At 46.8% G+C, this 26,531-nt stretch carries 30 protein-coding genes; 27 read left to right on the forward strand and 3 right to left on the reverse strand.

The genetic code is table 11. The features are described from left to right. The first annotated feature begins 6 nt into the window (after nucleotides 1-6). From ctaD to EXG77_RS05390, 7 genes are all read left to right on the forward strand, one after another. Complete coding sequence (gene ctaD / locus EXG77_RS05360) at nucleotides 7-1,875, forward strand: cytochrome c oxidase subunit I (RefSeq protein WP_029342162.1); 1,869 nt, start codon at nucleotides 7-9, stop codon at nucleotides 1,873-1,875. A 1-nt stretch (nucleotide 1,876) separates the two neighbouring features. Beyond that, the gene (locus tag EXG77_RS05365) at nucleotides 1,877-2,506 is read left to right on the forward strand and encodes a cytochrome c oxidase subunit 3 (protein WP_023468827.1); all 630 of its coding nucleotides are present in this window, start codon (nucleotides 1,877-1,879) and stop codon (nucleotides 2,504-2,506) included. A 1-nt stretch (nucleotide 2,507) separates the two neighbouring features. Continuing rightward, on the forward strand, nucleotides 2,508-2,837 hold the full coding sequence (locus tag EXG77_RS05370; RefSeq protein WP_023468826.1) for a cytochrome C oxidase subunit IV family protein: 330 nt from the start codon (nucleotides 2,508-2,510) through the stop codon (nucleotides 2,835-2,837). A 131-nt stretch (nucleotides 2,838-2,968) separates the two neighbouring features. Beyond that, on the forward strand, nucleotides 2,969-3,874 hold the full coding sequence (gene ctaG, locus EXG77_RS05375; protein WP_023468825.1) for a cytochrome c oxidase assembly factor CtaG: 906 nt from the start codon (nucleotides 2,969-2,971) through the stop codon (nucleotides 3,872-3,874). 18 nt (nucleotides 3,875-3,892) lie between these two features. Beyond that, complete coding sequence (locus tag EXG77_RS05380; RefSeq protein ID WP_023468824.1) at nucleotides 3,893-4,354, forward strand: DUF420 domain-containing protein; 462 nt, start codon at nucleotides 3,893-3,895, stop codon at nucleotides 4,352-4,354. A gap of 12 nt (nucleotides 4,355-4,366) precedes the next feature. After that, entirely contained in the window at nucleotides 4,367-4,972 is a 606-nt protein-coding gene (locus EXG77_RS05385; protein ID WP_023468823.1) for an SCO family protein, read from the forward strand. A gap of 6 nt (nucleotides 4,973-4,978) precedes the next feature. Next, a complete protein-coding gene (locus tag EXG77_RS05390; protein WP_023468822.1) occupies nucleotides 4,979-5,236 on the forward strand; it encodes a hypothetical protein in 258 nt (85 codons plus the stop codon). 146 nt (nucleotides 5,237-5,382) lie between these two features. Here the strand turns inward: EXG77_RS05390 and EXG77_RS05395 are convergent, their stop codons facing one another. Together EXG77_RS05395 and EXG77_RS05400 are read right to left on the reverse strand one after the other, a co-directional pair. Continuing rightward, nucleotides 5,383-5,733 carry a YugN family protein gene (locus tag EXG77_RS05395; protein ID WP_023468821.1) on the reverse strand — a complete coding sequence of 117 codons (351 nt, stop codon included), beginning with the start codon at nucleotides 5,731-5,733 and terminating at the stop codon, nucleotides 5,383-5,385. A 110-nt stretch (nucleotides 5,734-5,843) separates the two neighbouring features. After that, nucleotides 5,844-6,611, reverse strand: coding sequence for a RimK family alpha-L-glutamate ligase (locus EXG77_RS05400; protein WP_231681737.1), 768 nt, complete (start codon nucleotides 6,609-6,611; stop codon nucleotides 5,844-5,846). 74 nt (nucleotides 6,612-6,685) lie between these two features. Between EXG77_RS05400 and EXG77_RS05405 the strand changes: the two genes are divergently transcribed. Genes EXG77_RS05405 through EXG77_RS05425 form a run of 5 tightly spaced genes read left to right on the forward strand, consistent with a single transcriptional unit; the run spans nucleotide 6,686 to nucleotide 9,549 of the window. After that, nucleotides 6,686-7,153: a YlbF family regulator gene (locus EXG77_RS05405; RefSeq protein ID WP_217448912.1), complete on the forward strand. Its 468-nt coding sequence runs from the start codon at nucleotides 6,686-6,688 to the stop codon at nucleotides 7,151-7,153. Between the two features lie 24 nt (nucleotides 7,154-7,177). Beyond that, nucleotides 7,178-7,435, forward strand: a complete 258-nt coding sequence (locus EXG77_RS05410) for a YlbG family protein (protein WP_023468818.1) — start codon at nucleotides 7,178-7,180, stop codon at nucleotides 7,433-7,435. Nucleotides 7,436-7,481: 46 nt separating this feature from the next. Then, a complete protein-coding gene (gene rsmD / locus EXG77_RS05415; RefSeq protein ID WP_074668417.1) occupies nucleotides 7,482-8,063 on the forward strand; it encodes a 16S rRNA (guanine(966)-N(2))-methyltransferase RsmD in 582 nt (193 codons plus the stop codon). Next, nucleotides 8,060-8,551 carry a pantetheine-phosphate adenylyltransferase gene (gene coaD / locus EXG77_RS05420; RefSeq protein ID WP_023468816.1) on the forward strand — a complete coding sequence of 164 codons (492 nt, stop codon included), beginning with the start codon at nucleotides 8,060-8,062 and terminating at the stop codon, nucleotides 8,549-8,551. Before rsmD ends, coaD begins: the two co-directional genes overlap by 4 nt. Then, a complete protein-coding gene (locus EXG77_RS05425) occupies nucleotides 8,551-9,549 on the forward strand; it encodes a SepM family pheromone-processing serine protease (RefSeq protein WP_035396706.1) in 999 nt (332 codons plus the stop codon). The genes coaD and EXG77_RS05425 overlap by 1 nt, the downstream gene beginning before the upstream one ends. On the opposite strand, the gene EXG77_RS05430 is transcribed toward EXG77_RS05425, so the two are convergent. Next, nucleotides 9,522-10,673 (reverse strand): nucleotidyltransferase family protein, encoded by a 1,152-nt coding sequence (locus EXG77_RS05430; protein WP_023468814.1) that lies wholly within the window; start codon nucleotides 10,671-10,673, stop codon nucleotides 9,522-9,524. The genes EXG77_RS05425 and EXG77_RS05430 overlap by 28 nt on opposite strands. A 171-nt stretch (nucleotides 10,674-10,844) precedes the next feature. On the opposite strand from EXG77_RS05430, the gene EXG77_RS05435 reads away from it, so the two are divergent. The 15 genes from EXG77_RS05435 to ftsZ all read left to right on the forward strand — a co-directional run bounded on the left by EXG77_RS05435 (nucleotide 10,845) and on the right by ftsZ (nucleotide 26,508). Continuing rightward, nucleotides 10,845-11,354 carry a DUF177 domain-containing protein gene (locus EXG77_RS05435; RefSeq protein WP_230088521.1) on the forward strand — a complete coding sequence of 170 codons (510 nt, stop codon included), beginning with the start codon at nucleotides 10,845-10,847 and terminating at the stop codon, nucleotides 11,352-11,354. A 46-nt stretch (nucleotides 11,355-11,400) separates the two neighbouring features. Next, entirely contained in the window at nucleotides 11,401-11,574 is a 174-nt protein-coding gene (gene rpmF, locus EXG77_RS05440; protein WP_012370841.1) for a 50S ribosomal protein L32, read from the forward strand. An 83-nt stretch (nucleotides 11,575-11,657) separates the two neighbouring features. Further along, nucleotides 11,658-12,467: a ketopantoate reductase family protein gene (locus tag EXG77_RS05445; protein WP_035396708.1), complete on the forward strand. Its 810-nt coding sequence runs from the start codon at nucleotides 11,658-11,660 to the stop codon at nucleotides 12,465-12,467. Beyond that, entirely contained in the window at nucleotides 12,464-12,820 is a 357-nt protein-coding gene (locus EXG77_RS05450; RefSeq protein WP_023468811.1) for a DUF3397 domain-containing protein, read from the forward strand. The genes EXG77_RS05445 and EXG77_RS05450 overlap by 4 nt, the downstream gene beginning before the upstream one ends. Before the next feature lie 29 nt (nucleotides 12,821-12,849). Beyond that, entirely contained in the window at nucleotides 12,850-14,412 is a 1,563-nt protein-coding gene (gene bshC, locus EXG77_RS05455; protein ID WP_035396710.1) for a bacillithiol biosynthesis cysteine-adding enzyme BshC, read from the forward strand. A gap of 161 nt (nucleotides 14,413-14,573) precedes the next feature. Next, on the forward strand, nucleotides 14,574-15,512 hold the full coding sequence (gene rsmH / locus EXG77_RS05460) for a 16S rRNA (cytosine(1402)-N(4))-methyltransferase RsmH (RefSeq protein ID WP_035396712.1): 939 nt from the start codon (nucleotides 14,574-14,576) through the stop codon (nucleotides 15,510-15,512). Between the two features lie 13 nt (nucleotides 15,513-15,525). Next, nucleotides 15,526-15,912: a cell division protein FtsL gene (ftsL, locus tag EXG77_RS05465; RefSeq protein ID WP_023468808.1), complete on the forward strand. Its 387-nt coding sequence runs from the start codon at nucleotides 15,526-15,528 to the stop codon at nucleotides 15,910-15,912. Nucleotides 15,913-16,001: 89 nt separating this feature from the next. Beyond that, on the forward strand, nucleotides 16,002-18,047 hold the full coding sequence (locus EXG77_RS05470; RefSeq protein ID WP_238987918.1) for a penicillin-binding protein: 2,046 nt from the start codon (nucleotides 16,002-16,004) through the stop codon (nucleotides 18,045-18,047). Between the two features lie 108 nt (nucleotides 18,048-18,155). Next, a complete protein-coding gene (gene murF, locus EXG77_RS05475) occupies nucleotides 18,156-19,475 on the forward strand; it encodes a UDP-N-acetylmuramoyl-tripeptide--D-alanyl-D-alanine ligase (protein WP_035396716.1) in 1,320 nt (439 codons plus the stop codon). A gap of 22 nt (nucleotides 19,476-19,497) precedes the next feature. Beyond that, a complete protein-coding gene (mraY, locus tag EXG77_RS05480; protein WP_023468805.1) occupies nucleotides 19,498-20,460 on the forward strand; it encodes a phospho-N-acetylmuramoyl-pentapeptide-transferase in 963 nt (320 codons plus the stop codon). A 33-nt stretch (nucleotides 20,461-20,493) separates the two neighbouring features. Continuing rightward, nucleotides 20,494-21,840: a UDP-N-acetylmuramoyl-L-alanine--D-glutamate ligase gene (murD, locus tag EXG77_RS05485; RefSeq protein WP_035396893.1), complete on the forward strand. Its 1,347-nt coding sequence runs from the start codon at nucleotides 20,494-20,496 to the stop codon at nucleotides 21,838-21,840. Then, nucleotides 21,837-22,931 (forward strand): undecaprenyldiphospho-muramoylpentapeptide beta-N-acetylglucosaminyltransferase, encoded by a 1,095-nt coding sequence (gene murG / locus EXG77_RS05490; protein ID WP_035396718.1) that lies wholly within the window; start codon nucleotides 21,837-21,839, stop codon nucleotides 22,929-22,931. The genes murD and murG overlap by 4 nt, the downstream gene beginning before the upstream one ends. Before the next feature lie 61 nt (nucleotides 22,932-22,992). Continuing rightward, the gene (locus EXG77_RS05495; RefSeq protein WP_023468802.1) at nucleotides 22,993-23,772 is read left to right on the forward strand and encodes a cell division protein FtsQ/DivIB; all 780 of its coding nucleotides are present in this window, start codon (nucleotides 22,993-22,995) and stop codon (nucleotides 23,770-23,772) included. Nucleotides 23,773-24,001: 229 nt separating this feature from the next. Further along, nucleotides 24,002-25,306 (forward strand): cell division protein FtsA, encoded by a 1,305-nt coding sequence (gene ftsA, locus EXG77_RS05500; RefSeq protein ID WP_035396720.1) that lies wholly within the window; start codon nucleotides 24,002-24,004, stop codon nucleotides 25,304-25,306. Between the two features lie 47 nt (nucleotides 25,307-25,353). Continuing rightward, entirely contained in the window at nucleotides 25,354-26,508 is a 1,155-nt protein-coding gene (gene ftsZ / locus EXG77_RS05505; RefSeq protein WP_023468800.1) for a cell division protein FtsZ, read from the forward strand. Nucleotides 26,509-26,531: the final 23 nt, after the last annotated feature.

Below are 26,531 nucleotides of genomic sequence, written 5' to 3' on the forward strand. Positions count from 1 at the left end.
CATACTATGGGTATGCCGCAGAAAAAAAGCGGCATCATGGACTGGCTAACGACAGTCGACCATAAGAAAATCGGGATTCTCTACATCATGTCTGGATTGTTCTTCCTTCTAGTCGGTGGCGTAGAAGCCCTAATGATTCGTTTTCAATTGATTAAACCGATGAACGATTTCGTCAGCGGTGAACTCTTTAACCAATTGATCACGATGCACGGTACGACGATGATCTTCTTGGCAGCGATGCCGATGTTGATCGGATACATGAACGCAGCAGTACCGCTTCAAATCGGGGCACGTGACGTTGCGTTCCCATTCTTGAATGCACTTGGTTTCTGGTTGTTCTTCTTCGGTGGAGTCTTGTTGAACCTTTCTTGGTTCTTCGGCGCTGCACCGAACGCAGGGTGGACTGCATACGCACCACTCTCGACGGTACCTGAGTCTCTCGGTGTAGACTTCTACGCGTTGGGTCTTCAGATTTCTGGTTTCGGTACACTTATGGGGGGGATTAACTTCCTCGTTACGATTTTGAACATGCGTGCACCAGGTATGAAACTGATGCGGATGCCGCTCTTCACATGGACAGCATTCGTTGCTTCTGCCTTGATCGTTTTCGCATTCCCACCACTTACGGTTGGATTGTTCCTCTTGACGTTCGAGCGACTCTTCGGAGCGCATTTCTTCGACCCGGCAGCGGGCGGGAACATCGTCATCTGGGAACACCTCTTCTGGATCTTCGGTCACCCGGAAGTTTATATCTTGATCTTACCGGCATTCGGTATTTTCTCTGAAATCATTCCTACATTTGCTCGTAAGCGTCTCTTCGGTTACACGACGATGGTCTTTGCGACGATGTTGATCGGGTTCCTCGGATTCATGGTTTGGGTCCACCACATGTTCACAGTTGGTCTCGGTCCAGTCGCAAACGCGATCTTCGCCGTAGCTACGATGGCGATTGCTGTACCGACAGGGGTCAAGATCTTCAACTGGCTCTTTACGCTATGGGGCGGTAAGTTGACGTTCCCAGTCGCAATGCTTTACTCGGTCGCGTTCATTCCATCATTCCTTGTTGGTGGTATGACAGGGGTTATGCTTTCTGTTGCACCTGCCGATTACCAGTACCATGACAGTTACTTCGTAGTAGCTCACTTCCACTACGTTATCGTTGGTGGGGTTGTCTTCGGTCTCTTCGCAGGTCTTTACTACTGGTTCCCACTCATGTTCGGGAAACAGCTCAACGAATTCTGGGGAAAAATTCAATTCTGGTTGTTCTTCATCGGCTTCCACTTGACGTTCTTCCCGCAACATATTCTTGGTCTTACAGGTATGCCACGTCGTGTCTTCACGTACTTGCCAAACCAAGGCTGGGAAACAATGAACTTACTTTCATCAATTGGGGCAGCCTTCATGGGTGTGTCGACGATCGTTCTCGTCATTTCGATTGCAGCAGCATTGATGTCAAAAGAATATGTAAAACGCGACGTCTGGGGAGATGGACGTACACTTGAGTGGACACTTCCAGTTCCAACTCCAGAGTATAACTTCGCTCAAATCCCACTCGTCAAAGGTTTGGATACGTATTGGCTCGAAAAAATGGCAGGAAACAAAACAGTTTCTGTATCGGAAGAAGTCGGCGATATCCACATGCCGAATAACACGATCTTGCCATTCGTCATGTCAGTCGGTCTATTCCTTGCAGGTCTCGGATTTATTCTTCGCCTAGACTATGGAACTGTTGGTCTCGTCGTTGCCTTGATTGGTCTTGCGATGACATTGATCGCGATGTTCTTCCGTTCTTGGATTGACGATGAAGGATACTACATCCCGAAATCAGTCGTCGAAGAAGATCTACGCCTTGAAGCAGAAAAGGAGGCGAAGTAAGATGGGTCATCATTCAGTACCGAATAACCCGATCACGGGTATTCCGGATCATGTTGAAAAAGCGACACTTGAGGGTAAGAATAAATATGTAGCCTTCTGGTTCTTCCTTGGAGGAGAGACGACTTTGTTCGCCTCTCTCTTCGGGACATACATCGGTCTCCATAACTCCGGTGCAAAAGAAGGATTACGCAGTTATGACATCTTTGAAATGGGTCTCGTCTTCATCATGACGATGCTTCTCTTGACGAGTTCATTAACAAGCGTTCTTGCAATGATGGCAATGAAACGTAATGATGTGAAAAAGATGAAGCTTTGGCTCATCATCACATTGCTTCTCGGTCTTGGATTCTTAAGTGGTGAGATTTATGAGTTTAATCACTACTACCACATCGGTCATACGTTCACGTCGAGTGCATTTGGTTCTGCCTTCTACACTCTTGTCGGATTCCACGGTGCGCACGTCTTGTTCGGTCTTCTCTGGATCTCGACATTGCTCATCCGGAACTGGAACCGTGGCATCACGGTCGTGAATGCGCCGAAGTACTATGTTTCAAGTCTTTACTGGCACTTCATTGACGTCGTCTGGGTCTTTATCTTCTCAGTCGTCTACCTCATGGGGATGGTGAAATAAGATGGAAAAACACGAACCGCAACTTACGCGCAATCAAATCGAGCTTGAGATGAAAGCAGAACGTGGTCGTGAGACACAACTGCAACTCATCAGTTTCGCACTCATGATTTTCTTGACGCTCATCGCTTTCGGTGCTGTCATGGCTGATCTCATGCCGCACTGGGCAGCTGGTGGTTTCTTGATCATCATGGCAATCGTTCAGGTTTACCTGCAGCTTTACATGTTCATGCATATGAACAACAAAGGCAACACATGGATCAAAGTCATGATGGGTCTCGGTGTATTCGTCGCCTTGACGATCGTTGCGACGCTTCGTCTGTTGATCTGGTAAGAAATGTGACCATTCTGCTAACGTTTAGCAGGATGGTCTTTTATTTTGGAATCGTTTTATGAGAAACCTTTACAATGAAATAGGGGAACGGTAATCTTAGTTTGTAAGAGAAAGGAACGGGGTGAAAAAATATGTTAGGCAATTTAAGGGGAGCACTTTCGCAATTCGAATGGACTGTCTTATGGAGTCCGTATTATGCGTTGATACTCGTTGGATTGTATATCCTATATGCTGTCGTGACAGAAAAGTTGCGTCGTCCGGATGAGCCGGAAACAACGCTTGGGCAAAAGTTTTCGATGCTCGCGGCATTGATCGTTTTTTACATCGGTTTTGGAAGTCCGTTAGACCTGCTAGCACATATCACGTTCTCAGCACATATGCTGCAGATGGTATTCGTCTATATGGTCGCACCGCCGCTCTTGTTGATTGCGATACCAGAGTGGCTTTATAAGCGCTTGTTCGATACACCGTATCTTGGAAGAATTCTTCGCTTCTTCATCAAGCCGTTGATTGCACTTGTCGTCTTTAATGCCTTGTTTACGTTCTATCACATGCCATTTATTTTTGATTATGTCTTGACGAACTATACCGTTCACCGTCTGTTCCACGGAACATTGATTTTCTTGAGTATGACGATGTGGTATCCGATCATTGCACCGGTCAATGAGGCGGACAGCCTTTCTGACCTGAAGAAGATGGTCTACATCGTAGCGAATGGTGTGTTGTTGACACCAGCCTGTGCCTTCATGATCTTCAGTCAAAGTTTTCAGTATCAAGCGTATCAGGATCCAGCTACGTTCGCGAAAGTACTCGCTTACTGTATGCCGAACAATGATTTAAGCGGATTGAACCTGGAACGATTGCTCGGAACGACAGATGACTTATTAGAGGACCAACGCTTTGGTGGTGTCCTCATGAAGCTCGGTCAAGAACTCGTGTATGGTCTATTCTTCGGACTGACCTTCTTTACATGGGTGCGCCGTTCAAAAAGTACTGCCGTGGATGAAGGCATGTCCTTCACACCAAAAGCGGATTAAATTGGAGGAAGTTGGAACATGAGTTATTTGCCGTTGATTTGTGTGTCGCTGATTGTCATCAGTGCGATTTTCGTAGCGATTGGCTGGTTTTTAATCGCCCAAACGCGTCGTAACATGAAAGCTCACCAAACCGTGATGACGATTGCAGCTGCACTCGCTTTATTATTCTTCATCATGTATGCCTTGCGGACGATTCTGCTCGGTAACACAGCCTTTGGCGGTCCAGAGTCCGTCAAAGCCTACTACACAGGATTCTTGATCTTCCACATCCTTCTTGCGACATCTGGTGGGGTGCTCGGTTTGATGGCACTCTATCACGCGTATAAGAAGAACTTTGCACGTCACCGTAAAATCGGACCGGTGGCCTCAATCGTTTGGTTTTTGACAGCCATTACTGGTGTGATCGTGTATTGCTTACTATATGTCGTCTACGATCCAGGTGAGACGACGAACGTATTCCGGGCGATCTGGAGTCATTAAGGGGGAGCCAACTTGAAAAAGAATAGTTACTTGACGGTCGCTGCCGTCGTCCTTATCTTAGTTGCGGCAGCCGGGGGATATTATTATTTCTTCATGAAAGAAAAGTTACCTGTCATCGCTGAACCGACACCATTTGAATTAACGAATGCCGTAGACGGAAAATCATTCAATTCGGAAGACGGAAAAGTCAAAGTGTTGACGTTCTTCTACTCGAACTGTCCTGATATTTGTCCGTTGACGTTAAATGATTACCGTAAGCTTGAGAAGAAGCTTCGGAGCGAAGAATTGTACGGAAGTGACGTCGAACTCGTCGCAGTGACGGTTGATCCAAAAGTGGATACACCGAAAGTCTTGAAAAAGTATGCTTCGAACTTTGAAGCAGATGCCAAAGGGTGGAGAGTATTGACGGGAGATCCAGTCGTCATCGATCGTTTGACACGTCAGTTGAATTTCTATTACTCGAAGGCTGAGAGCGGCTTGGTGACACACGGAACACAAATGTTCATTTTGGACCGTGAGAATAAAGTACGGGCGATTTCGTCTATGGCGAAGACACCGGATGAACCGGTCGACTTAGAAGAGGTCATGTCTTCGGTCACACAATTAGCAAAGGAGTGAAGGTAGATGACTTATGAAGAGTACATGCAAGGAGATGTTACCGTCTCTATTCAAGCCATCGAGGAATTACTTGCTTGTGCGATCGAGGATTATGGAATCCATCACTCCCGGATCAAACGGATGGACCGGGAAGAGATTGCATTTAGCGTAAAGGTCAATGCACCGGCAACGTCACTTCACGCACTTTATCTTCATGTACGCGAGCAGCTTGGGATTCAGCTCGGAGACGATGTCGTATCTTATGTACAATTCGTCGCGCGTTAAAAGCGATTTCGCGTGTATTAAAGAATAACAATCAGGTGGACAGAACAGCTAATGATTTCGTGGATGATGCGAGGTCGTTAGCTTTTTTGTTTGGCATGAAAAACAAAAAAATAGAGGCTCCTCATTGGAACCTCTACGTGTGGATCTTATTTTTCGAGTGTTTCGAGCAATGCTGCTAAACGACGTTCGCAGTCTTTGACGATTTCCGGAGGGAACGTCTCATCATACTCGACACCGTGTGGATAGTAGTGTTTACCGAGAAGTGGTGTCATCATACGAACGACAGCATGGCGGTCTTCAATCTCGCCTTGGATCGCATAGACAGGAACACGCAGGTAGAATACTTCACCTGTTGATTGTTTTTCATATTTCATGTCGTACATCGCGCGTTCGTAATCCCACTGTCCTTCACGAACGAAGCGGTGATGTTCCATGATTGTTTCGAGAAGACCGAACTTCAGTTCCTTGCCTTCGATGCCATATTGTTCAAACTTCATGTTTGAATCCCCCTATACCCCAGTTTGCTAGTAGATACTAGTCTTTCCAAACTATCATACCATAATGAATGAAACGATGACGTAAAAGATGTGAAGTCATTTTGAAGAATTCATGAACTTCCATATTTTCGTTCGACATATTCAAGAATCGTATCCGGTGCGTGGATACCAAGGTGATTGAGACCTTCCCCACCGAAGAAGACATTGAACTCAAGAACGTACCACTGTCCGTCACGGATGATGAGATCAAAACCAGCGTGATCGATATCGAGCTGTTTCGCGAGAGCGAGCACGAAGTCGATCGCTCCTTGTGGCACATCATCAAAATCAAGGACACCACCTTGAGCGACGTTATTTAAGAACTGAGCACCACCGACGCGCCAGTACGCAGCAAGAACTTGATCGCCGACGACGACGACACGTAAGTCCTTCTCATTCGGAATGTACTCCTGAATGTAGAACGTCTCGTGTGTATCCGTGTATTTCTTCCAGTCTGTTTCATTTTTGATGAGATGGACACCTTGTCCCATGGAGCTACGGACTGTCTTCGCAACGAACGGAAACGAAAATTCACGTAAGACACGTTCGACGGTGAATTCATTTTTTCCATAGATGCCGGTTCGAGGGATGTTATCCGGAATGACGGTTTGAAAAATCCGCGTCATCTCGATCTTGTCATGACCTAAGTGGAACGTAGCAGCCGACGGGAAAATCGGTTTTTTCATTCCGTAGATGATTGAGTGGATTTGCCAGTATTCCGGGAACAGGACGACATCCGCCTGTTCGATTTTTTTCAAGGAATCAAAGTGATAATCTGATTTGGCATGTTCCGTCTTGATTCCAATCGTCCGGAACATATTAAAAGAGAGCAGTTGCATAAAGTTCATTCCTTCCTTCTGAACAAATTATACACAATTCAACAGGCTAGGAGGGAGAGAAATGTTATGATAAGATGGTAAAGTTAAGGAGGAGATTCGTTGTGATATATACCGATAAGACGATTGACCTCATCAACGCAGCGGAAGACCTCATTCGATCTCTCGCTCAAAGTGAAACGGGGCAAGCATATAGATGTGCGAAACAAGCACAGCAAGAGTCAACAGAGGCACAGGCTGTCATTCGTGATTTTCATCAAGTCAAGGAGGACTACGAACTCGTACAGCGATTCGGACGGTATCATCCTGACTATCAGACGATCACGAAAAGGGTCCATGAAGTCAAACGGCGACTTGATTTACAAGAGGAAGTCGCGCAGTTTAAAAAGGCGGAAAAACAACTCGAGACGTTACTCGGACAAATCAGTCTGAAGCTCGCTGGAGAAGTATCACCGCAAATTAAAGTACCGACGGGAAATCCTTTCTTCGATCAAGGATGCGCTGGAGGTTGTTCGACCGGTGGCAGCTGTAGCTGTAGCGGATAACGAAGGTGAAGGGGGTAGGCTGGCGTGATCAAGGAACGAGTGGGACTCATCGTCTATGTCAATGCGATGAAAGCATCCCGTCAATTACGCCGTTACGGGAACGTCTACTTTACGTCTAAACGTGAACGATACGTTCATCTGTATGTCGATTTAGATCAGCATGAACAGGTGATGGAAGTCATTTCGACTCTCCCGTTCGTCGAATCGATCAAACGTTCAGAACGACCGTTCATCACGGAGACGTTCGCGAACAAAAAAGGTAAAATGCCAGAAGAAGCATAATCCATGGAGCGATGAGGACATCCTCGTCGCTTCTTTGTTGAAAGGAATGAAGGAAATGCGAGTCATTTCAGGGGAACGGAAAGGTACACGATTAAAAGCAGTGCCAGGGGATCAAACACGACCGACGACGGATAAGGTAAAAGAATCCTTATTCAACGTCATCGGTCCTTATTTCAACGGAGGACGAGCACTGGATCTGTTTGCGGGGAGCGGTGGTCTTGGGATTGAATCTCTTTCAAGAGGATGCGATGAGGCGGTGTTCGTCGACCAACACCATAAAGCGATCCAAACGATCCAAGATAATTTACGAACGACGCGCTATACGGACCAAGCACGTGTTTTAAAAAAAGATGTAGCGATCGCTTTAACGGAACTCGCATCTGAAGAGCCGTTTAAGTTGATTTATCTAGACCCTCCCTATGCAAAAGAGCGATTGACGGAACATGTCACGTACATAGAGCAACACAATATGTTGACGGACAATGGTGTCATCGTCTGTGAACATGACTCAGCGGTTGAATTACCGGACCAGATCGGACGACTAGAAGTCGTGCGTCGACTTCGTTATTCCGCTGTCATCTCGATTACATTGTACGAATTCATGGAAGCGGAGGAAGACCACGAATGAAACGAATCGCCATTTGCCCAGGTAGCTTTGATCCGATCACGAACGGACATTTAGACATCATCGAGCGTGCCGTTCCGATTTTTGATGAGATCATCGTTGCCGTACTGAATAATTCTTCGAAGCAACCACTCTTTTCTGTCCAGGAACGGATGGAGTTAATTGCCGATGTGACATCGCACCTACCTCAAATCAAGGTGGATTCCTTTAATGGTCTACTGGTCGATTATGCGGCGGAAGTTGGAGCAACCGCGATCGTACGCGGTTTACGAGCAGTTTCGGATTTTGAATACGAAATGCAAGTCGCTTCTATCAACAAGAAGATGAACGATCAAATCGAGACACTATTCATGATGACGAATAATCAGTATTCCTTCTTGAGTTCTTCAATCGTCAAGGAAGCTGCCAAATATGGTGCTTCCGTTGCCGATCTCGTACCGCCTTCCGTCGAAGAGGCGCTACGTCAGAAATATGCGAAAGGAGAACTGTGATGAAAGCTTGGAAACCTGCCTTAGCAGCGATCATCGCTGCCTTGATCGTATTTTTCTTACCACTTCCTTATTTCATCTCCTATCCGGGTGACGCGACGTCGACGGAAGATTTGATTGAAGTATCTGGAGGCGACAAGGAACCGGGAGATTTGATGATGCTGACGATCGCACAACGTCGGGCAACGCCTTACTTTCTCATTGAAAGCTTATTTCTACCGTTCTCCGAAACATCGAGTGTAAGTGATTATCTGTACGACGGCGAGTCGGACGCGCAGTATGAAACGCGTCAGAAGCTGTATATGGAAGAAGCACAACATAACGCAACAATCGAAGCGTATGAATTAGCGGATCAAAAGGTCGATGTCGATTTCGAAGGGGTCTACGTCTCCGGCGTCATTCCCGGTGGTCCAGCCGAAGGGAAACTGAAGGCAGGGGATCGGATTACAAGTGTTGACGGAAAACCGATTACGTCATTTGAAGGTTTCATGAAGACGATTCAAGCAAAAAAAGCCAAAACAGCTGTTCCGATTCAGTTCACGCGTAAATCGGAAGACAAGAAGACGACGATTCGAGTGGATCAGTTATCTAAAGAGGTCAAGCGAGTCGGGCTCGGCATTTACGAACCGCTCCCGATCTCGAACGTGAAGACGGATCCTGAGATTGCGTTTCAGGTCGAAGACGTCGGGGGACCTTCTGCAGGAATGATGTTCACTCTTGAAATCTATGATCAATTGACGCCGGGAGATTTGGCGAAAGGGCATAAAATCGCCGGCACAGGAACCATTGAAGAAGGTGGCAAGGTGGGACCAATCGGTGGAGCGTGGCAAAAGGTGGTCGCTGCAGACGAGGCAGAAGCAGAAATCATGTTCGTACCAGCAGGAGAGAACTACAAAGAAGCAAAACCATCCATCAAAAAACTCGGAACGAACATGAAGCTCGTTCCGATCAAGACAGTCGAAGATGCGATTGATTATTTAGAAGAACTTCCAGCGAAATAAGGAAAGCGACGGTGTTCAAGCAACGCGTCGTAGCGAGCCAAGGGCAGTGCATATGCAGCTGTCACTTGGCTTTCTTTCGTTAGCCAAGGATGACTCGTGAAGGTGCTGAATACGGCAGTCCGCGTTTTGATGGTTTTGAGTGCCTGTCGTCCTCGTTCTGAAAAGGCGAGGGGACGAACGAAATCAACATGGTCGTAATCGATCCGTGCGACCTCCTCTGCCGTCGTTGAGGTCAATAGATAGATCAAGGCACGCTGCAGGCTAGTCCGCGTATAACGGCGTGTTTTGACGTAATTCAGAAAGGTGTCGAACGTCGTTGCTTGTTTAGCCCCTTCGATGAGTCGTGGTGCTAACGAAGCGTCGATCCCAGCGATTCGCATCAACTCGGGTACTGGAGTCGTTAGTAGACGTTGTCGAATCCATGGATAATAATGCGAGAAGTTGGCGAAAGAGGCACTTGCTAAGACGTCTTCGGTCTGTTCAGGAAGTGCAAGCAGCTGACCGTGTGTCTGATGATGGGCGCGTATCGCGGTGGCGCTCATGATGTCCCCGGTGGATAAGTCGTGGTAGCCACTTCCAATCCGTTTCGTCGTGTGGAGCGATAGGGTATTTGCGGCGCGAGCGTAATAATAGCCAAGCGTATTGTTCGGTTGTGTCAAATCAAGCGTCTGTGAGACGCTCCTGAATGCTTGACTGGCGGCGTGAGCAGAAGAGAGGCCCGCTGATAATCCATCGTGTAACGCTTGCTTGTATGCAGGTGTCTCTTCGATCTGTTCCGCTGCCGCATGCAGAAAAGGTTCGATGTCTCCACACTCGCTTCCAAACGAAAGCGACTGACAGCCGATTGTCTCGGCAATCGTCACACCACCGAGTGCAAAGCGATCAGCACGCTGGACAGCAAAATAGAAGGGAAGTTCAAGAACGAGATCGATGGCACCGCTCGCGACGGCTGCCTGAGCACGTGTCCATTTATCCGTAAAGGCGGGCTCACCACGCTGCATGAACGTCCCGCTCATGATGGCGACGATGACGTCGGCATCCGTTTCCCGTCGTGCTGTTGTCGCTTGATAATAGTGTCCGTTATGAAACGGATTGTACTCTGAAATGATAGCTGTCATCCTCATGAAAACTTTCTCCTTTGCAAACCGAATTAAGTGCGGTAATATGGATAAAGACGTCCAAAAGTGTTCGTTCTCTAGCGATTTCAGTGTAAAGAAAAAACATTGACAAAACAAGATGTCCTCTCTATAATTCATATTGTTGCAATTGAGGTGATTCGGATGAAATGGTCCCTGATGCAATTGAATAAATTGCGCAATCTGGGTCAACTTCAGGTTAACGAGACGATCGAGCTCAATGAGCTAGTCGCCCTCCATCCGGATATCCGGGCGGTGCAACCTGTGCACGTTCGTGCAAATGCATCGTTTACATCGAATCAATTAATATTCAATCTTCGGATTACCGGCGAAATGACGCTTCCGGATGCCCGGACGCTAAATGACGTCGCTTATCCATTCGAGATTGAATCCATCGAGCCATTCCTGCTCGAGGTCGATGCTGTTTCGAACGAAGCAGATGACATCAACGTGCCGATCGGGAATACGGTCGATCTTCGACCGCTCGTGCAAGAATTGATTTTACTTCATGTGCCAGTGCAAGTGCATGGGGATGATGAAGAGAATCAGTTGGTTGAGGGGGAAGGCTGGACGATTCTTTCTGAAGAAGATCCAGAGGAAACCGAACCAAAAATCGATCCGCGACTCGCGGGTCTCGCTCAGTTCTTTAAAAAAGATCAGGATTCCTGATTTCTGAAGTAAAGGCGAGTGTATTTTTTCAAGGAGGTGGACAACGATGGCAGTACCATTCCGCAGAACGTCGAAAACACGCAAACGTCTTCGCCGTACTCATTTCAAACTCCGTGTACCAGGTATGGTCGAGTGCCCAAACTGTGGTGAAATGAAACTTTCACACCGCGTTTGTAAAGCATGTGGCTCGTACAAAGGTAAAGAAATCGTCAGCAAATAAGCTGATTGATCGGTATAAAAGCGACCTTCGAATCGAGAAATCGGTTTTAAGGTCGCTTTTTTCATGAAAGGGGATAGGAATAGATGAATGTTGGAATCATTGGCGCGGGTGCCATCGGGTTATTGCTTGCCTCTTATTTATCGGAAGATCATGCAGTCACGCTTTATGTGCGACAAGAACAAGATGAGGAACGACCAATCATTCGCGATGGACAAGCGAGTCGTCTCGTACGGATCCGGAAGATTGATCGGCTCGAGTCAGAAGACTTGGTGTTTGTCGCGACAAAGTCGTATGATATAAAAAGTGTGATTCCATTCCTTAAACGGCTGACGTGTCCCGTCATGTTCCTGCAAAATGGAATGGATCATTTGAAATGGAAAGAGCAATTGCCGCATGTCTTATTTGGTGTCGTCGAACATGGTGCCATGCGCACTGCACCGTTTGAAGTCCAGCATACTGGAAAAGGACGCATCCGCTACGGAAATCAAGAGGTAGTGAACTTGTCGTCAAAGCAGCTGTGCTTTGAACTTGAGTCAGATATGGAAGCCGTTTTATTGACGAAGCTGTTCATCAACGTCGTCATCAATCCAGTGACGGCTTATTACGGTGTTGAGAATGGATCCTTATTAGAGATGCCTTATCGAGAAGAAGCCCGTCAATTATTTGACGAAATGCGGACGATTTTCCCGCACCATGACATTACTTATTCCGAAATCGAGCGGATCATGAAGAATACGAGCAAAAATCGTTCTTCCATGTTACGAGATCTTGAGTATGGACGACGAACGGAAGTAGAACCGATACTTGGATACGCATTACGTCAGGCGACGACTGCGACGCCACGTTTATCTTTTTATTATGAACAGATCAAACAGAGGGAGGGTCCGCAGTGACAGTCTTCATCATTTTTCCTTTATTCAGCCTGATTGCGTTGTATCTCGTCTTTCTACTTCTATTTCGGAAACATGGGAAGGCCGTTCGATTTGCACTCGACTTTGGAACATTCATCGTTCTGTATGCGATTCATGTTGCATTGATTGCCTTGACCGGAACAAATTACTTAGGGTGGATCGTCATCGTCGTATTGTTGGTGTTTGCGTTGAATGCACTCTGGCAACGAATTCGTCAACTTGATGTTGATTTGAGACAAATGATTCGCCACAGTTGGCGGATCATCATCTTGCTGGCATTACCCGTCCATTTCATACTGTTCGTACTCGGTATTCGTCAACTGTTCATCAGCTGACCAGTTAGGTAAGAAAGAAGGGATTTTGTTTGAAGGTACAACCATTTGAAGCCTTATACGATGATAACTCGTTGATGCATCGTGCTTCACGAGAAGAATTCTTAACATATGTCGACCACCTTGGAGAGAGTGGTTTAGCGTCGAGGAGCCGTTTGCTTGAAGAACGTCACTATCCGCATCTTGCGGCACTGACAGACGAACTAGAACGTCGAAATCCGAACATGACGGAGCGTTTGCGGGAACGTGTCGCGAAGCTTCGTACGGGTGAAGCTCAAGTTGTCATTACAGGGCAACAAACGGGTATCTTTGGCGGACCATTATATGCCATCTATAAATTGTTGACCTGTCTGAAGGTCGCACAGCAGGCGGAAACGACACTTGGGCGGCCTGTCGTTCCGATTTTTTGGCTCGCGACCGAAGATCACGATTTTGATGAGATTAACCATGTTTACGTTCCGACAGCGGATTATCAAACGCGTAAAATCGCTGTCACACCTTCAGAATCGATTGCCCGCTCGGTCAGTCGGCTCTCTTTTGATCAAGCAGCACTTCTTGAAATCATCGAAGAGACATTCCGAGCAATGCCAGAAACGGTTCATACGAAACAATTAGTTGCGCGCCTGAAGCAACTCGTTGAAGCGTGTACATCGTATGGGATGTTTTTCTCACAATTGATCGGTGAATTGATCGATTTTGATATCGTCTTCTTTGATGCGGATACACATTCTGTCCGTGAACTCGAGATTCCGTTCTTTGAACGGTTGATTCAAGACAATGCGGAATTTAGACGAGCATTGACGGATGGTATTTCACAGACGCAAGAGTTACCGGATACATTCTTGAACGAGGAAGCGGCGCATCTTTTCGTCGATGATCACGGTCGTCAGTTACTGTATCCGACAGCAGACGGATTCGAGACAAAACAAGGAAAGCAATATACGGAGCTTGAATTGATCGCGTTGCTGTACGCCAGTCCGGAACGTTTCTCCAACAGTGTCGTCACACGTCCATTGATGCAGGATTACCTGTTCCCGACGCTTGCCTATATCGGGGGTCCGGGGGAGTTAGCATACTGGACACGCTTACGACCGCTCTTTCATCACCTGAATTGGACGATGCCGTTATTGATTCCCCGCATGGGTGGGTTACTCGTGCGCCGTAGCGATGAAAAGCGTCTTGCTAAACTTGAGGTGTCGCTCGAAGAAATCGTCCGATCAGGCGTACCGATTCCGCTCTATTCAGAAGAGAAGATGACAGGACGTATGCAGACGGCAGCGATGCTAAAAGACAGTTTCGTCTCGGAATTCCTCTCGCTCGAACAGAATCTACTGCGGACATCGAGTAAGAGTGAGAAGGTCAAGAGACAGCTCGATCAAGCAATTGCTAGTCTACTGGCAGAAGATCGACGTCAGTTTGACCGACAGACACGGCAATATAAAGAGATGGCTTATCATCTTCTTCCTGATGGAGCGCCACAAGAGCGGATTCATTCTGTCCTCCCGTGGTTGAATCACCATGGTCTTGATTTTGTTCGGGACTTAAGAACAGCCTATGAAGCGAATACGAGTGATCAACTGAAGATTTTCCTCTAAACCTGCTGAAACTAGCAGGTTTTTTCTCTTTTTTAGCGAAAATTACACAAAAGTTAAATAAATCAAGGAAACTGTCTCATTTTCGTAACGTTTTCACGAGAGAATGTGATACATTGAAAAAGAGTAACGTCCTTCAAGGACAGTGAAAGGTGAGGCAGGACATGTTTGAGCATGAAACAGTATTGAAATGGGAGTCGATCGAAGGACTCGCGATTAAACCCGACGGTATTTACGTCGATTGTACATTAGGTGGAGCAGGACACAGCGAAGAGATCGTCAAGCAATTGACGACAGGTCATCTATACGCATTTGATCAAGATGATGTCGCCCTCGCTCATGCAGCAGAACGTCTCGCGGCGTATGAAGGTCGCTTTACTTTAATAAAGAGTAATTTTGCTTATCTGAAAGAGCAATTAGCAGCACATGGCGTCGAGAAAGTGGACGGCATCTTATTCGATCTCGGTGTCTCTTCACCACAATTAGACGAAGGGGAACGGGGATTTAGTTACAATCACGACGCACGTCTCGACATGCGCATGGATCAATCTTCTCCACTTTCTGCTTACGAAGTCGTCAATGAGTGGTCGTACAATGATCTCGTACGTATCTTCTTTACATATGGGGAAGAGAAATTCTCGAAACAGATTGCGCGTAAAATCGAAAAAGCGCGGGAAGAGCGACCGATCGAGACGACATTTGAACTCGTCGAATTGATCAAGGATGCGATTCCGGCACCAGCACGACGTAAAGGTGGTCACCCTGCGAAACGGACTTTCCAAGCAATCCGGATCGCTGTCAATGATGAACTGAACGTCTTTGATCGTGCGGTACACCAAGCCATTGATTTATTACGGGTCGGTGGACGTCTATGTGTCATTACGTTCCATTCACTTGAAGATCGCATGTGTAAACAAGCAATCAAAGAAAAATCATCACTACCCGAGCTTCCACCGGGGTTACCGATGATTCCCGTCGAAATGGAGCCGGAACTCCGACTCGTCACACGCAAGCCGATTACGGCGGGTGTTGAAGAGCTCGATGATAACCGTCGCGCCCGATCGGCAAAATTACGAGTTGCTGAAAAAATGAAAGAAACTTGAGAGGAGCATTCCAATGGCAGAACCACTTCGTAAATCGGTCCAAACGGTTCAACCCGTTCGTCAACAACCTGTTCAGGAACCACGGAAGACGGAAGATATCGCGCGTCGCGTCGCCGTCCGTCCGAAGTATCGCTTGTATCCCTTTGAAAAATTCTTATACAGCGCGATGATTGGTGGTCTTGTGTTATTTGGGAGTTTGACGATCAGTACGCATAACGAAGCGTATAATGTGAGCCGTGATTTAGCGAAAGAGAACCAAGTCACACAATCACTCAAAAAAGAAAACGAACGTTTACAACTAGAGGTCACGAACTTAAGCTCTCCGGAACGGATTTATAAGATTGCAAAAGAACAGGGTCTTGATATGCGTAAAGGGAACATCAAGGTGATTCCTAAATGAATCCACTGAAAAAATCCCGTTGGAGAGTAGCCTTTATCATGGTGATATTTGCTACTCTCTTTTTTGTGTTCATTGGTCGATTTTTATACTTGGCGACAACAAAACAATTCCATGGGGAAGACATGATCGCCTATGCTGAGAAAAAGCGATGGGAGTCTCAGGAGACGCTCGGGGCAGAACGCGGTGAAATTTTCGACCGACTCGGTTCACCGATCGCGATCAATGTTCCATCCTATCATTTGATTGGTATTTACCGACTAGGTGGCGTCAAAGATCCGGACGAGACGATCGTCGATTTTAAAAAGACGGCTGAAGGTCTTGCACCGATTCTTGGAATGACAACGAAGGAATTAGAGACGTATTTGATTGAGAACAAAGACCGTTCTCAAATCGAATTCGGAAAAAAAGGAAATGATTTAACGCTCGATCAAAAAGAGAAGATCGACAAGTTGAAACTCCCTGGAATCCGGATGATCGAAGAACCAAAACGATACTACCCGAACGGTATCTTTTTGTCCGATACACTCGGATTCGTCCAAAAGATCACGGAGGAGAATGGTCGTGTCGCTTTACAAGGACAGATGGGAATCGAAAAACAGTATGATCATGCCTTGAGCGAATCTTACGGAGCACGCGTCTTCGAGAAAGACCGGAGCGGTAATCCGTTGATCCAAGGTTCGTCGCGTGTCTCGAATGAACCGAAGGACGGATCGAACCTCTATTTGACGATCGATCATCGCATTCAACAGTCGCTCGAGAAACAGATGCAAAAAATGTACAACACGTACAAACCGAAAAATGCGACAGGGATCGTCATGGATGCGAAAACCGGTGAAATCCTTGCCATGGCGGATCGTCCATCGTTCAACCCGAACTTACGTGACATGAAAGATTTCACGAATTTTGCCGTCTCGTCACGGTTCGAACCCGGTTCGACGATGAAAATCTTTACGCTCGCAGCGGCGATTGATGCGGGAGTGTTCCGTCCGAATGAGATGTATAAATCGGGTAGTTATAACTACAAAGGAACGGTCATCAAGGATTATAACGATGTCGGTTGGGGAACTATTCCGATGATTGAAGGAGTCTATCACTCCTCGAACGTCATGTTCTCGAAGTTGACAGCAGAAAAACTTGGGATTGAGCGTTATAAAGAATACTTTAAGAAGTTTCATTTTGACCAACGAACGGGTATAGACATCTCGGGAGAAGTAAACAGTCAATCTGACTTGTCGAAACCGTTGAATGCGCTCATTACGTCATGGGGACAATCGACTGCGGTCACACCAATGCAACTGCTTCAAGGGGCAACGGCAATTGCTGGTGACGGCGAGATGGTCAAACCGCATATCATCCAAAAAGCGGATCATACGGATAAAGCACCGTACCGGGCGAAAACAGAAGTCGTCGGTAAGCCGATTTCGGCAGAGGCGGCAAAAGCGACGCGGGATGCACTTGACGGTGTCGTCAATAGTAAAATCGGAACCGGGCAAATGTATAAGTTGAAAGACTACCGTGTCATCGGGAAGACCGGTACAGCTCAAATTTCTGAGAATGGGAAATACATTCAAGGACAATTCATTCACTCGTTCATCGGTATGGCGCCAAAAGATGATCCGGAATTGATCATGTACATCGCAGTCGATCGTCCTTCGAAAAGTGAATCGTCTGTTTCAGGACCACTCATCATGAGTCCGGTGTTCAAGAGTGTCATGAACACAGCATTGCAATACCGGAGCATTCAACCGGAAACGCAAAAGGACTCGGTGGATGTCAAAGCGAAAATTACGCCAAGCTACATCAAGAAGAGTGCCCGACAAGCGACGGATTTAGCAAAAGAACAAGAGGCTGTTCCAATCATCCTAGGCGATGGTGCTGAAGTCGTTTCGCAGATTCCGTCTCGTGGTCAAGAATTCGTCAGCGGAGAGCGTGTCTTGCTGAAGACAGCAAATACGTTCAAAATGCCGGATTTGACGGGGTGGTCGCAGCGAGACGTCAAAAAACTCGTCAGCTTGTATGACTTGAAGCTTGATGTCATTGGTAAAGGTTTTGTAACCAAACAATCAGCTCGAACTGGTACACTAGTGAGGGAAAATGGAAAGTTAACGGTCGAACTAGCTGAACCTAAAGAATAACGGTGGGGCAAATTTCCTGATTTCTACAGGAAGACGAGGACGAACAGGAGTCATTCGTTGACTTTTGCATTCGTCCTCTTTTGCTGTCATCAAATGGAGGTATATATCATGTTAACAATTACGCAACTCGCTGAATGGTTGCATCTCGATGTGAAAGATGATCGTATCGTTCGTCATTTTGCAACGGATTCACGCGCACAACTTGAAGACGGTCTCTATGTTCCGATTCAAGGAGCACGCGTTGATGGTCATCGATTCCTTGAAGGTGCAAAAAAACAAGGAGCGATCGTCACCTTATGGAAGAAAGGTATTGATCGACCAAACATCGACATCGTCTTTTTAGAAGTCGATGAACCATTGGTTGCCCTGCAACACATCGCAAAACGATACTTACTGCAGGTTGCGCCGAAAATCGTCGCCATCACTGGATCAAATGGGAAGACATCGACGAAGGACATGGTCGAGAGCGTACTCAAGACGACGTTTAAGACACATAAGACACAAGGAAACTTCAATTCGGATATCGGAATGCCGTTAACGATTCTCATGATGCCAGCTGATACGGAAGTCGCTGTGCTTGAGATGGGAATGAACGGGTTTGGCGATATTGAATTCCTATCGAATCTAGCTGAGCCAGATATCGCACTCGTCACGAACATCGGCGAATCGCATGCGGAGCAAGTCGGTGGACGCAGTGGCATCGCCAAAGCGAAGCTTGAGATTCAATCCGGACTCAAACCAGGTGGTCATTTATTCGTTGATGGTGACGAACCACTTCTCGCAGAAGTCGAAGCGGAGAAGATTGGCTATCAGATCGGAAATACGTACCGGATCGAAACGAAGGAAGCAACGTTCTTTGGAACGGCCTTTACTTACGATGGCACCGCTTTTCACCTACCAGTGCTAGGGAAACACCAAGTCCGAAATGCAGCATACGCGATTGCGACAGCACGTGCACTTGGCGTGACGGACGCCCGAATTCAAGAAGGGTTCGATGCGGTTGAATTGACACCGATGCGGATGGAACGATTACTCTTTGAAGAGACTGCGGTCATCAATGATGCGTATAACGCGAGTCCGACATCAATGAATGCAGCGATTGAGACGGTCACTGCGCTGGAAGGGTATACGACACGCGTTCTCGTCCTCGGCGATATGTATGAATTAGGGGACCAAGAACGCTTATTACATGCCTCGGTCGGAAAGCGGATTGCGTTACCTGTCTCGCATGCTATCCTAGTAGGGGAGAAAGGCGCGTGGATTGCTGAAGGAATCAGCGACCCGTCTGTTCAAATCCAATTCGCGACAACCGTCGAGGATGCTGCAAAACGATTGCGCCCATTGCTCGGAGAACGAACAATCGTCTTATTGAAAGCGTCACGTGGGATGGCGCTTGAACGGATATTAACCTATCTGAACGAAAACTAATTTTTGAAAAAGGGTGTCTGCTATGATCACATTATTCATCAGTCTTATTCTTGCATTTCTTGTTGTATTACTCGTCATGCCAAAAGCGATTCCGTTTCTACACCAATTGAAGTTCGGTCAGGAAATTCGGGAAGAAGGACCGCAATGGCATCAGGTCAAATCCGGAACACCGACGATGGGTGGAATCGTCATTCTTGTCGCGATGATCGTCAGCGTTCTCGGTGCAGTCGTCATGGGCGATCTATCGACGACACAATTATCGTTACTGTTTTTAACACTTGCGTATGGCGTTATCGGCTTCATTGATGATTACATCAAAGTCGTCAAGAAACGTAACCTTGGTCTGAATTCGAAACAAAAATTACTTGGACAAATCGTCGTCGGATTGTTATTTGTCTGGTTGAGTGGTGGATTTACAAGTGACGCGACGTATCTATCGATTCCATTTACCGATTTTGAGCTTGATTTCGGTATCGTCTATCCGTTTGTTGCCTTGTTCTGGTTAGTTGGTTTCTCAAATGCAGTCAACTTGACGGATGGATTGGACGGTCTCGTATCATTTACAGCGATTCCAACATTCTTGTTCTTCGGATTATACAGTTGGTTTATCGCAGATGAAGTAGGCGCTGCTTGTTTTGCTTTCTCAGCGGTCGGTGCCTTGATCGGATTCCTATTATTCAATGCGCACCCAGCGAAGATCTTCATGGGAGATACAGGGTCACTTGCACTTGGAGCTGCATTAGCAGGTCTATCGATTGTCTTAAAACTGGAATTACTACTCGTCTTAATCGGTATCGTTTTCGTTGTCGAGACATTATCAGTCATTCTACAAGTCATCTCCTTTAAGACGACAGGAAAACGAATTTTCAAAATGAGCCCAATTCACCACCACTTCGAAATGGTCGGTTGGAGCGAATGGCGGATCGTCGGTACATTCGCAGGAATCAGCTGTTTGATGGCATTCATCGCCTATCTATTCGTGTAATAAAAAAGAAGAGAGAAAGTGAGCGATTCAACAATGGAACAACGACAATGGAATGATCAAAAAGTGCTCGTTCTCGGAACGGCGAAAAGTGGAATCGCAGCAGCTCGGTATTTAGCGAGTGTTGGTGCAGAAGTAACGGTCAATGACGGGAAAACGCCGTCCGAGAGTGATCAAGCGACGCTTGCATCACTCGATGTTAAGACGGTCTACGGTGAGCACCCGCTCACACTACTCGATGACATCGATTTGATCGTCAAGAATCCAGGAATTCCGTATCACATCGATCTGCTACAAGAAGCCTTACGACGCGACATTCCGGTTTGGACAGAAGTAGAACTAGCGTATCAAGCAACCGATGCGACGTGGATTGCCATCACAGGATCGAACGGGAAAACGACGACGACGACGCTGGTCCATGAGTTGTTGAAAACCGGTACGCGGCGTGTACATTTGGCAGGAAACATTGGATTCCCGGCAATTGAAATCGCATGTCAGGCGAAACAGGACGATATCATCGTCATTGAATTATCAAGTTTTCAATTGATGGGGATCGAGCAGTTCCGACCATATACGGCAGCATTTTTGAATTTATCACCAGCACATCTGGATTATCATGGTGATTTTGAATCGTATGGCGAAGCGAAAGCCCGGATCTTTAAGAACATGAAAGAAACGGATCGTCTTGTCTTGAATGCCGATGATGCGTCCGTCAATGCACTCGGAAAGACAGCTGAAGTAACGCCACTCTTGTTCTCTCGTCGTCAATCGGCGTATGCAGAAATCATGAACGATACGTTGACAATCAATGGGACGAGTATCTTACCTGTTAGTGAACTAGCTCTCGGTGGTGGGCATAATGTCGAGAACGTTCTCGCAGCCTTAACACTCGTCGAACCGTTTAACTTAGCATTATCTGACGTTCAACATGTTCTACGGACGTTTGGTGGTGTAGAGCACCGGACACAGTTCGTCGGTGAAATTGCTGGTCGAAAAGTTTACAACGACTCAAAAGCGACGAATAATGTGGCAACAGAAGCGGCGTTGTCTGGATTTACGGCACCCATCATCTGGTTATGTGGCGGACTCGAGCGTGGAGCGGATTTGACACCGTTACTCGATGCAATGAAGCATGTCAAACATGTAATCGGACTTGGTGAGACGGGTCATCGATTCGGAACGCTTGCGTCAGAAAATGGCTATGCGTCAACCGTCGTTGAGGCGATGGATGAAGCCGTGAAAGTAGCGTTTGAAGTGTCACGACCCGGCGACATCATTCTTCTGTCACCAGCATCTGCAAGTTGGGATCAATACAAGACATATGAAGAGCGCGGCGATCATTTCGTTCGTGCCGTACATGAAGTAGGAGGAACAACAGTATGAAAATCGTCGTCTCTGGAGGCGGTACAGGCGGTCACATCTATCCGGCACTCGCTATGATCCGGGAGCTCGAACAACGCATGCCGTGTGAGGTCCTCTATATCGGAACAGAAAATGGTCTCGAGGCGGATATCGTTCGTCGTGCGGGAATTCCATTTGAATCGATTGAGATTTCTGGCATCCGTCGTTCCTTGTCGTTCGAAAACGTCAAGACTGGTATCCGGTTCGTCAAGAGCGTCCGGCGTGTTCGTCGACTACTGCGTCAGTTCCAACCGGATATCGTCGTCGGTACAGGTGGGTTCGTTTGTGGACCGGTATTGTATACGGCTGCAAAAATGGGTTTCAAGACACTCGTTCATGAACAAAACAGTCTACCTGGTATCACGAATAAATTTTTAGCTCGGTATGTGGATCGTGTTGCACTCTCTTTTAAAGGGTCTGGACATCACTTCGGTAAGAATGAAGCGAAGACGGTTTTAATCGGAAATCCGCGTGCTTCTGAAGTGGCAGAGCTCAACATCAATCCGCTTGAAGAGCGACAACGTTTCGGTTTTGAGGAAGGACGTCCTCTCGTCGTCATCTATGGCGGTAGTCGTGGCGCACCTGCAATCAACGAAGCAGTCGTCGATATGATGCCAAAGGTCGAGCAAGCAGGCTGGTCGCTCCTCTTCGTTACTGGTCAAATTCATTACGATACGATTATGTCACGCGTTGGTTCCTTACCAGAACGCATTCAACTTCGCCCATTCGTATATGATTTACCGAACATCTTAAAAGCAAGTCAACTCGTCATTTCACGTTCGGGAGCAAGCACATTGGCAGAACTGACGACACTCGGCTTACCGAGTGTGCTCATCCCGAGTCCTTACGTGACGGAAAATCACCAAGAGGTCAATGCCTCATCACTCGTCGAGACAGGTGCGAGTCTATTGATTCGTGAACAAGAGCTAACGGGTGATCGGTTGTTTGAGGCATGCGAAAAAGCGTTAGCACAACAACAAATGATGTCTGAAGCGGCGCTTGCGCTCGGTATGCCGAACGCTTCACGGGACTTAGTTGATGAATTGTTACGACTGACAGGACAAAAAAACTAAACTATTGCAGGAAAAGACCGATAGGGAAATGAATTGTTACGTTATAGAGGGGGAATGAGACGTGAGGGAACGGAGAGCGGTTGGACGACCACAAGAGGACGAGAACGTCCGCAGCCTCGAGGATAAGATACCTTATATCCGTGAACAACGTCGCAAAAAAGCCAACCGGAGGCTCATCTATGTCCTGATTCTGATTGGTCTATTGGTCGGTGTCGTTTTTTATCTACAGTCGAGTTATTCTCGGGTCGCTCGATTTGATATTGATGGTAATCTTAATGTCAAAACATCAGATATCTTGAAGGCATCAGGAGTAAAGGTGAATGAGACACACGCCTTTAATCTATCAGAGGAAGACATTCTTGAACGAATCGAGAGGGTTCCAGGCATTCAGGAAGCAACGATGCAAAAACAGTTTTTGCATCAATATCGCGTGACGGTGACGGAAGAGAAAGAGATCGCTTACGCAAAGGATAAACCAGGAGACCGGATCGTACTGGCGGACGGAACGATCATTCCCGGAAAGTCGAAGGAAGAATTGTTCGATGCACCAATTCTGACTGGATTTACGGATCAATCATTAAATCGGTTGACGAAGGAACTCGTTAAGATCGAGCCGAAAGTACGTAGTCGGATCTCTGAAATCGTCGCAAACGATAAGACGGACAAGGGTGGTCTGAAATTATTCATGACGGATGGGAATACGGTGTTACTCAGTACATCATCCTTTTCAAATTCCTTGAATGAATACGTAAAGGTCATTTCTGCCTTACCAAAAGGAAAGACGGGAACGATTACCATTGATGGCGGTATCTATTTCAAGCCATATAAAGGAAAAAAATAGAAGATTCGTAAAGGGCTGACGAATAAAAAAACAAACGTGTGTTTTCATTCGTCGACCTTTGTTCGAATCGTCATCAAATCGTAATCTATTCGAACGCTAAGACGGGCAATAACTTCTTTTCGTAAGTATTTATATAGTGTAGACTTAAACGAGAAGAAGCCTGACTCATTCCTAGAATATAATTAGGAATAAAAAGGATTAGTATTATGAAAGTGGAGGTGTCACTCCCATGGAAACGAAAGGTACGATTGCCGCGCTCGACATTGGGACATCGGAGGTGAAACTCATCGTCGGTGAACTACTTGGTGGAACGCTGAACGTTCTTGCTGAAGGTTCTGCACCATCCGCGGGTGTTAAACGAGGTGTCATCGTTGACATCGATCAAACGGTACAAGCCATTAAACAAGCGGTTACGGAAGTGGAACGTACACTTGGTGAACCAATTGGTGAAGTATATGTCGCTATTTCCGGTGAACACATTCAAGTGAAGGATTGCCAAGGGATGACATCGATCAAAGGTGAGGACAATGAAATCACGGATGATGACGTGAAAGACGTTCTGCATTCTGCGATGGTCATGCGAATTCCGAACGAACTCAGTGTCGTCGATGTCTTGCCGAAGACCTTTACGGTCGATCAGCAAACAGAAATCACTGATCCGAGAGGAATGATCGGTTATCGTCTCGAAGTAACAGGGAAGCTCATCATCGGAGCGAAGACGATCCTACATAGCATTAAACGTTCCATTGAACGGGCTGGTTTAGAGCTTGCTGGATATGTGCTGGAGAGTTTAGCGGTATCTAGAATCGCAGCATCGATTGATGAACTCGAACTCGGTGTCGGAATCATCGATATCGGTCATGAGACGACGACACTTTCCATCTACGAAAAGAATGATCTCGTCTACTCGACGACGTTGCCATACGGTGGTGATCATCTGACACGTGATTTGACGTACAAGATGAATTGTAAATATCAAGACGCGAAACTTGCTAAAGAAGAATATGGTGTTGCGCTTGAAGCACTCGGGGATTCGGAAGAGAAAGTTTCCTACGTCACGATCAACGGCGAACATCGTTTCGAACCACAATCAGAGATTGGATTCGTTTTAGAAGCACGACTTGAGGAAATCTTCGAGATGATTCAAAAACGAATGACGCAAGCAGGATACGCTCACATGAATAGTGGCTTAATCTTATGTGGGGGAAGTTCTTCATTACCGGGAATCGATCAGCTCGGAAAACGAATCTTCAAGCAGAGCGTCAATGTCTATCAACCTGCTAGTCTTGGTATTCGTCATCCGAAGTATGCCGTCGCAGCCGGTATGTTACGTTATGTGCTCTCAAGAAGCGCCGTATCGAAATCAGGTTTCGACCGGGCGGAAGAGAAGGAAGCCGTAGCGCACGGACATGAACAGGATGCACTGCTCATGAACGAACAGACGTCACCTACGCGAAACGAACGGCCAACACGTGAACAGCCTCCGAAAGAGAAAAAGTCATTCAGTAGTTTCTTTGAGAAATTCTTTGGTTAATGCCTACAAAAAATCCAATGAGTAAAAAATATTAGGGGGCCCTTTTTATGTTGCATTTTGATGAAATGATGGACCAAGTAGCAAAAATCAAGGTCATCGGTGTAGGTGGTGGCGGTTCGAACGCCGTCAACCGAATGATTGAACACGGTGTCCAAGGCGTAGAATTCATCGCAGTAAACACGGACGCGCAGGCATTGAACATGTCACAAGCTGACGTAAAACTACAACTCGGTGCTAAATTGACACGTGGTCTCGGTGCGGGTGCCAATCCGGAAATCGGTAAAAAAGCGGCGGAAGAGAGCCGTGAGCAATTAACAGAAATCCTTTCAGGCGCTGACATGGTCTTCGTCACAGCTGGGATGGGTGGCGGAACTGGTACAGGAGCTGCTCCTGTCATCGCGGAGATTTCAAAAGAAATCGGTGCATTGACAGTCGGCGTCGTCACAAAACCATTTATGTTCGAAGGACGTAAACGGATGCAACATGCTGTTTCAGGTGTCCAGAACTTCAAAGAAAAAGTCGATACGTTGATCGTCATTCCGAACGATAAGTTACTTGAAATCGTTGATCGGAACACACCAATGCTTGAAGCGTTCAAAGAAGCAGATAACGTCTTGCGTCAAGGTGTACAAGGTATCACTGACTTGATCGCCGTACCTGGTCTGATCAACCTCGACTTCGCCGATGTGAAGACGATCATGACGGAAAAAGGTTCTGCTTTAATGGGTGTCGGTGTCGCGACAGGCGAACACCGCGCGACGGAAGCAGCGAAAAAAGCGATTTCGAGTCCGTTGCTTGAGACCTCGATCGAAGGCGCGAAAGGTGTTCTGATGAACATCACAGGTAGTGCGAACCTTAGCTTGTACGAAGTGACGGAAGCCGCACAAATCGTTCAGAGTGCAGCTGATGAGGAAGTCAACTTGATCTTTGGTTCTGTCATCAACGATAACCTAGAAGATGAAATCATCGTTACAGTCATCGCGACGGAATTCGAAAACGAACCACTCGATTTCGAAATTCCATCCGCTCAAGAAATGATGAAGAATTTATTGAAGAAAAAACAAGCGACTCCACCACCAACAGAGGAGTCAAAACCACAAGTCGAAGAGACACCTGTCAGCTCGAATCCCGAACCGGCTAAAGAGCCAGATGTCGAAGAAACGATGGACATCCCATCTTTCCTTCGCCGGAATAATCGTTGATCGATGTTCCAGTGACACGACTG

It is taken from the genome of Exiguobacterium sp. OS-77 (assembly GCF_000414195.2).
Classification (GTDB): domain Bacteria; phylum Bacillota; class Bacilli; order Exiguobacteriales; family Exiguobacteriaceae; genus Exiguobacterium_A; species Exiguobacterium_A indicum.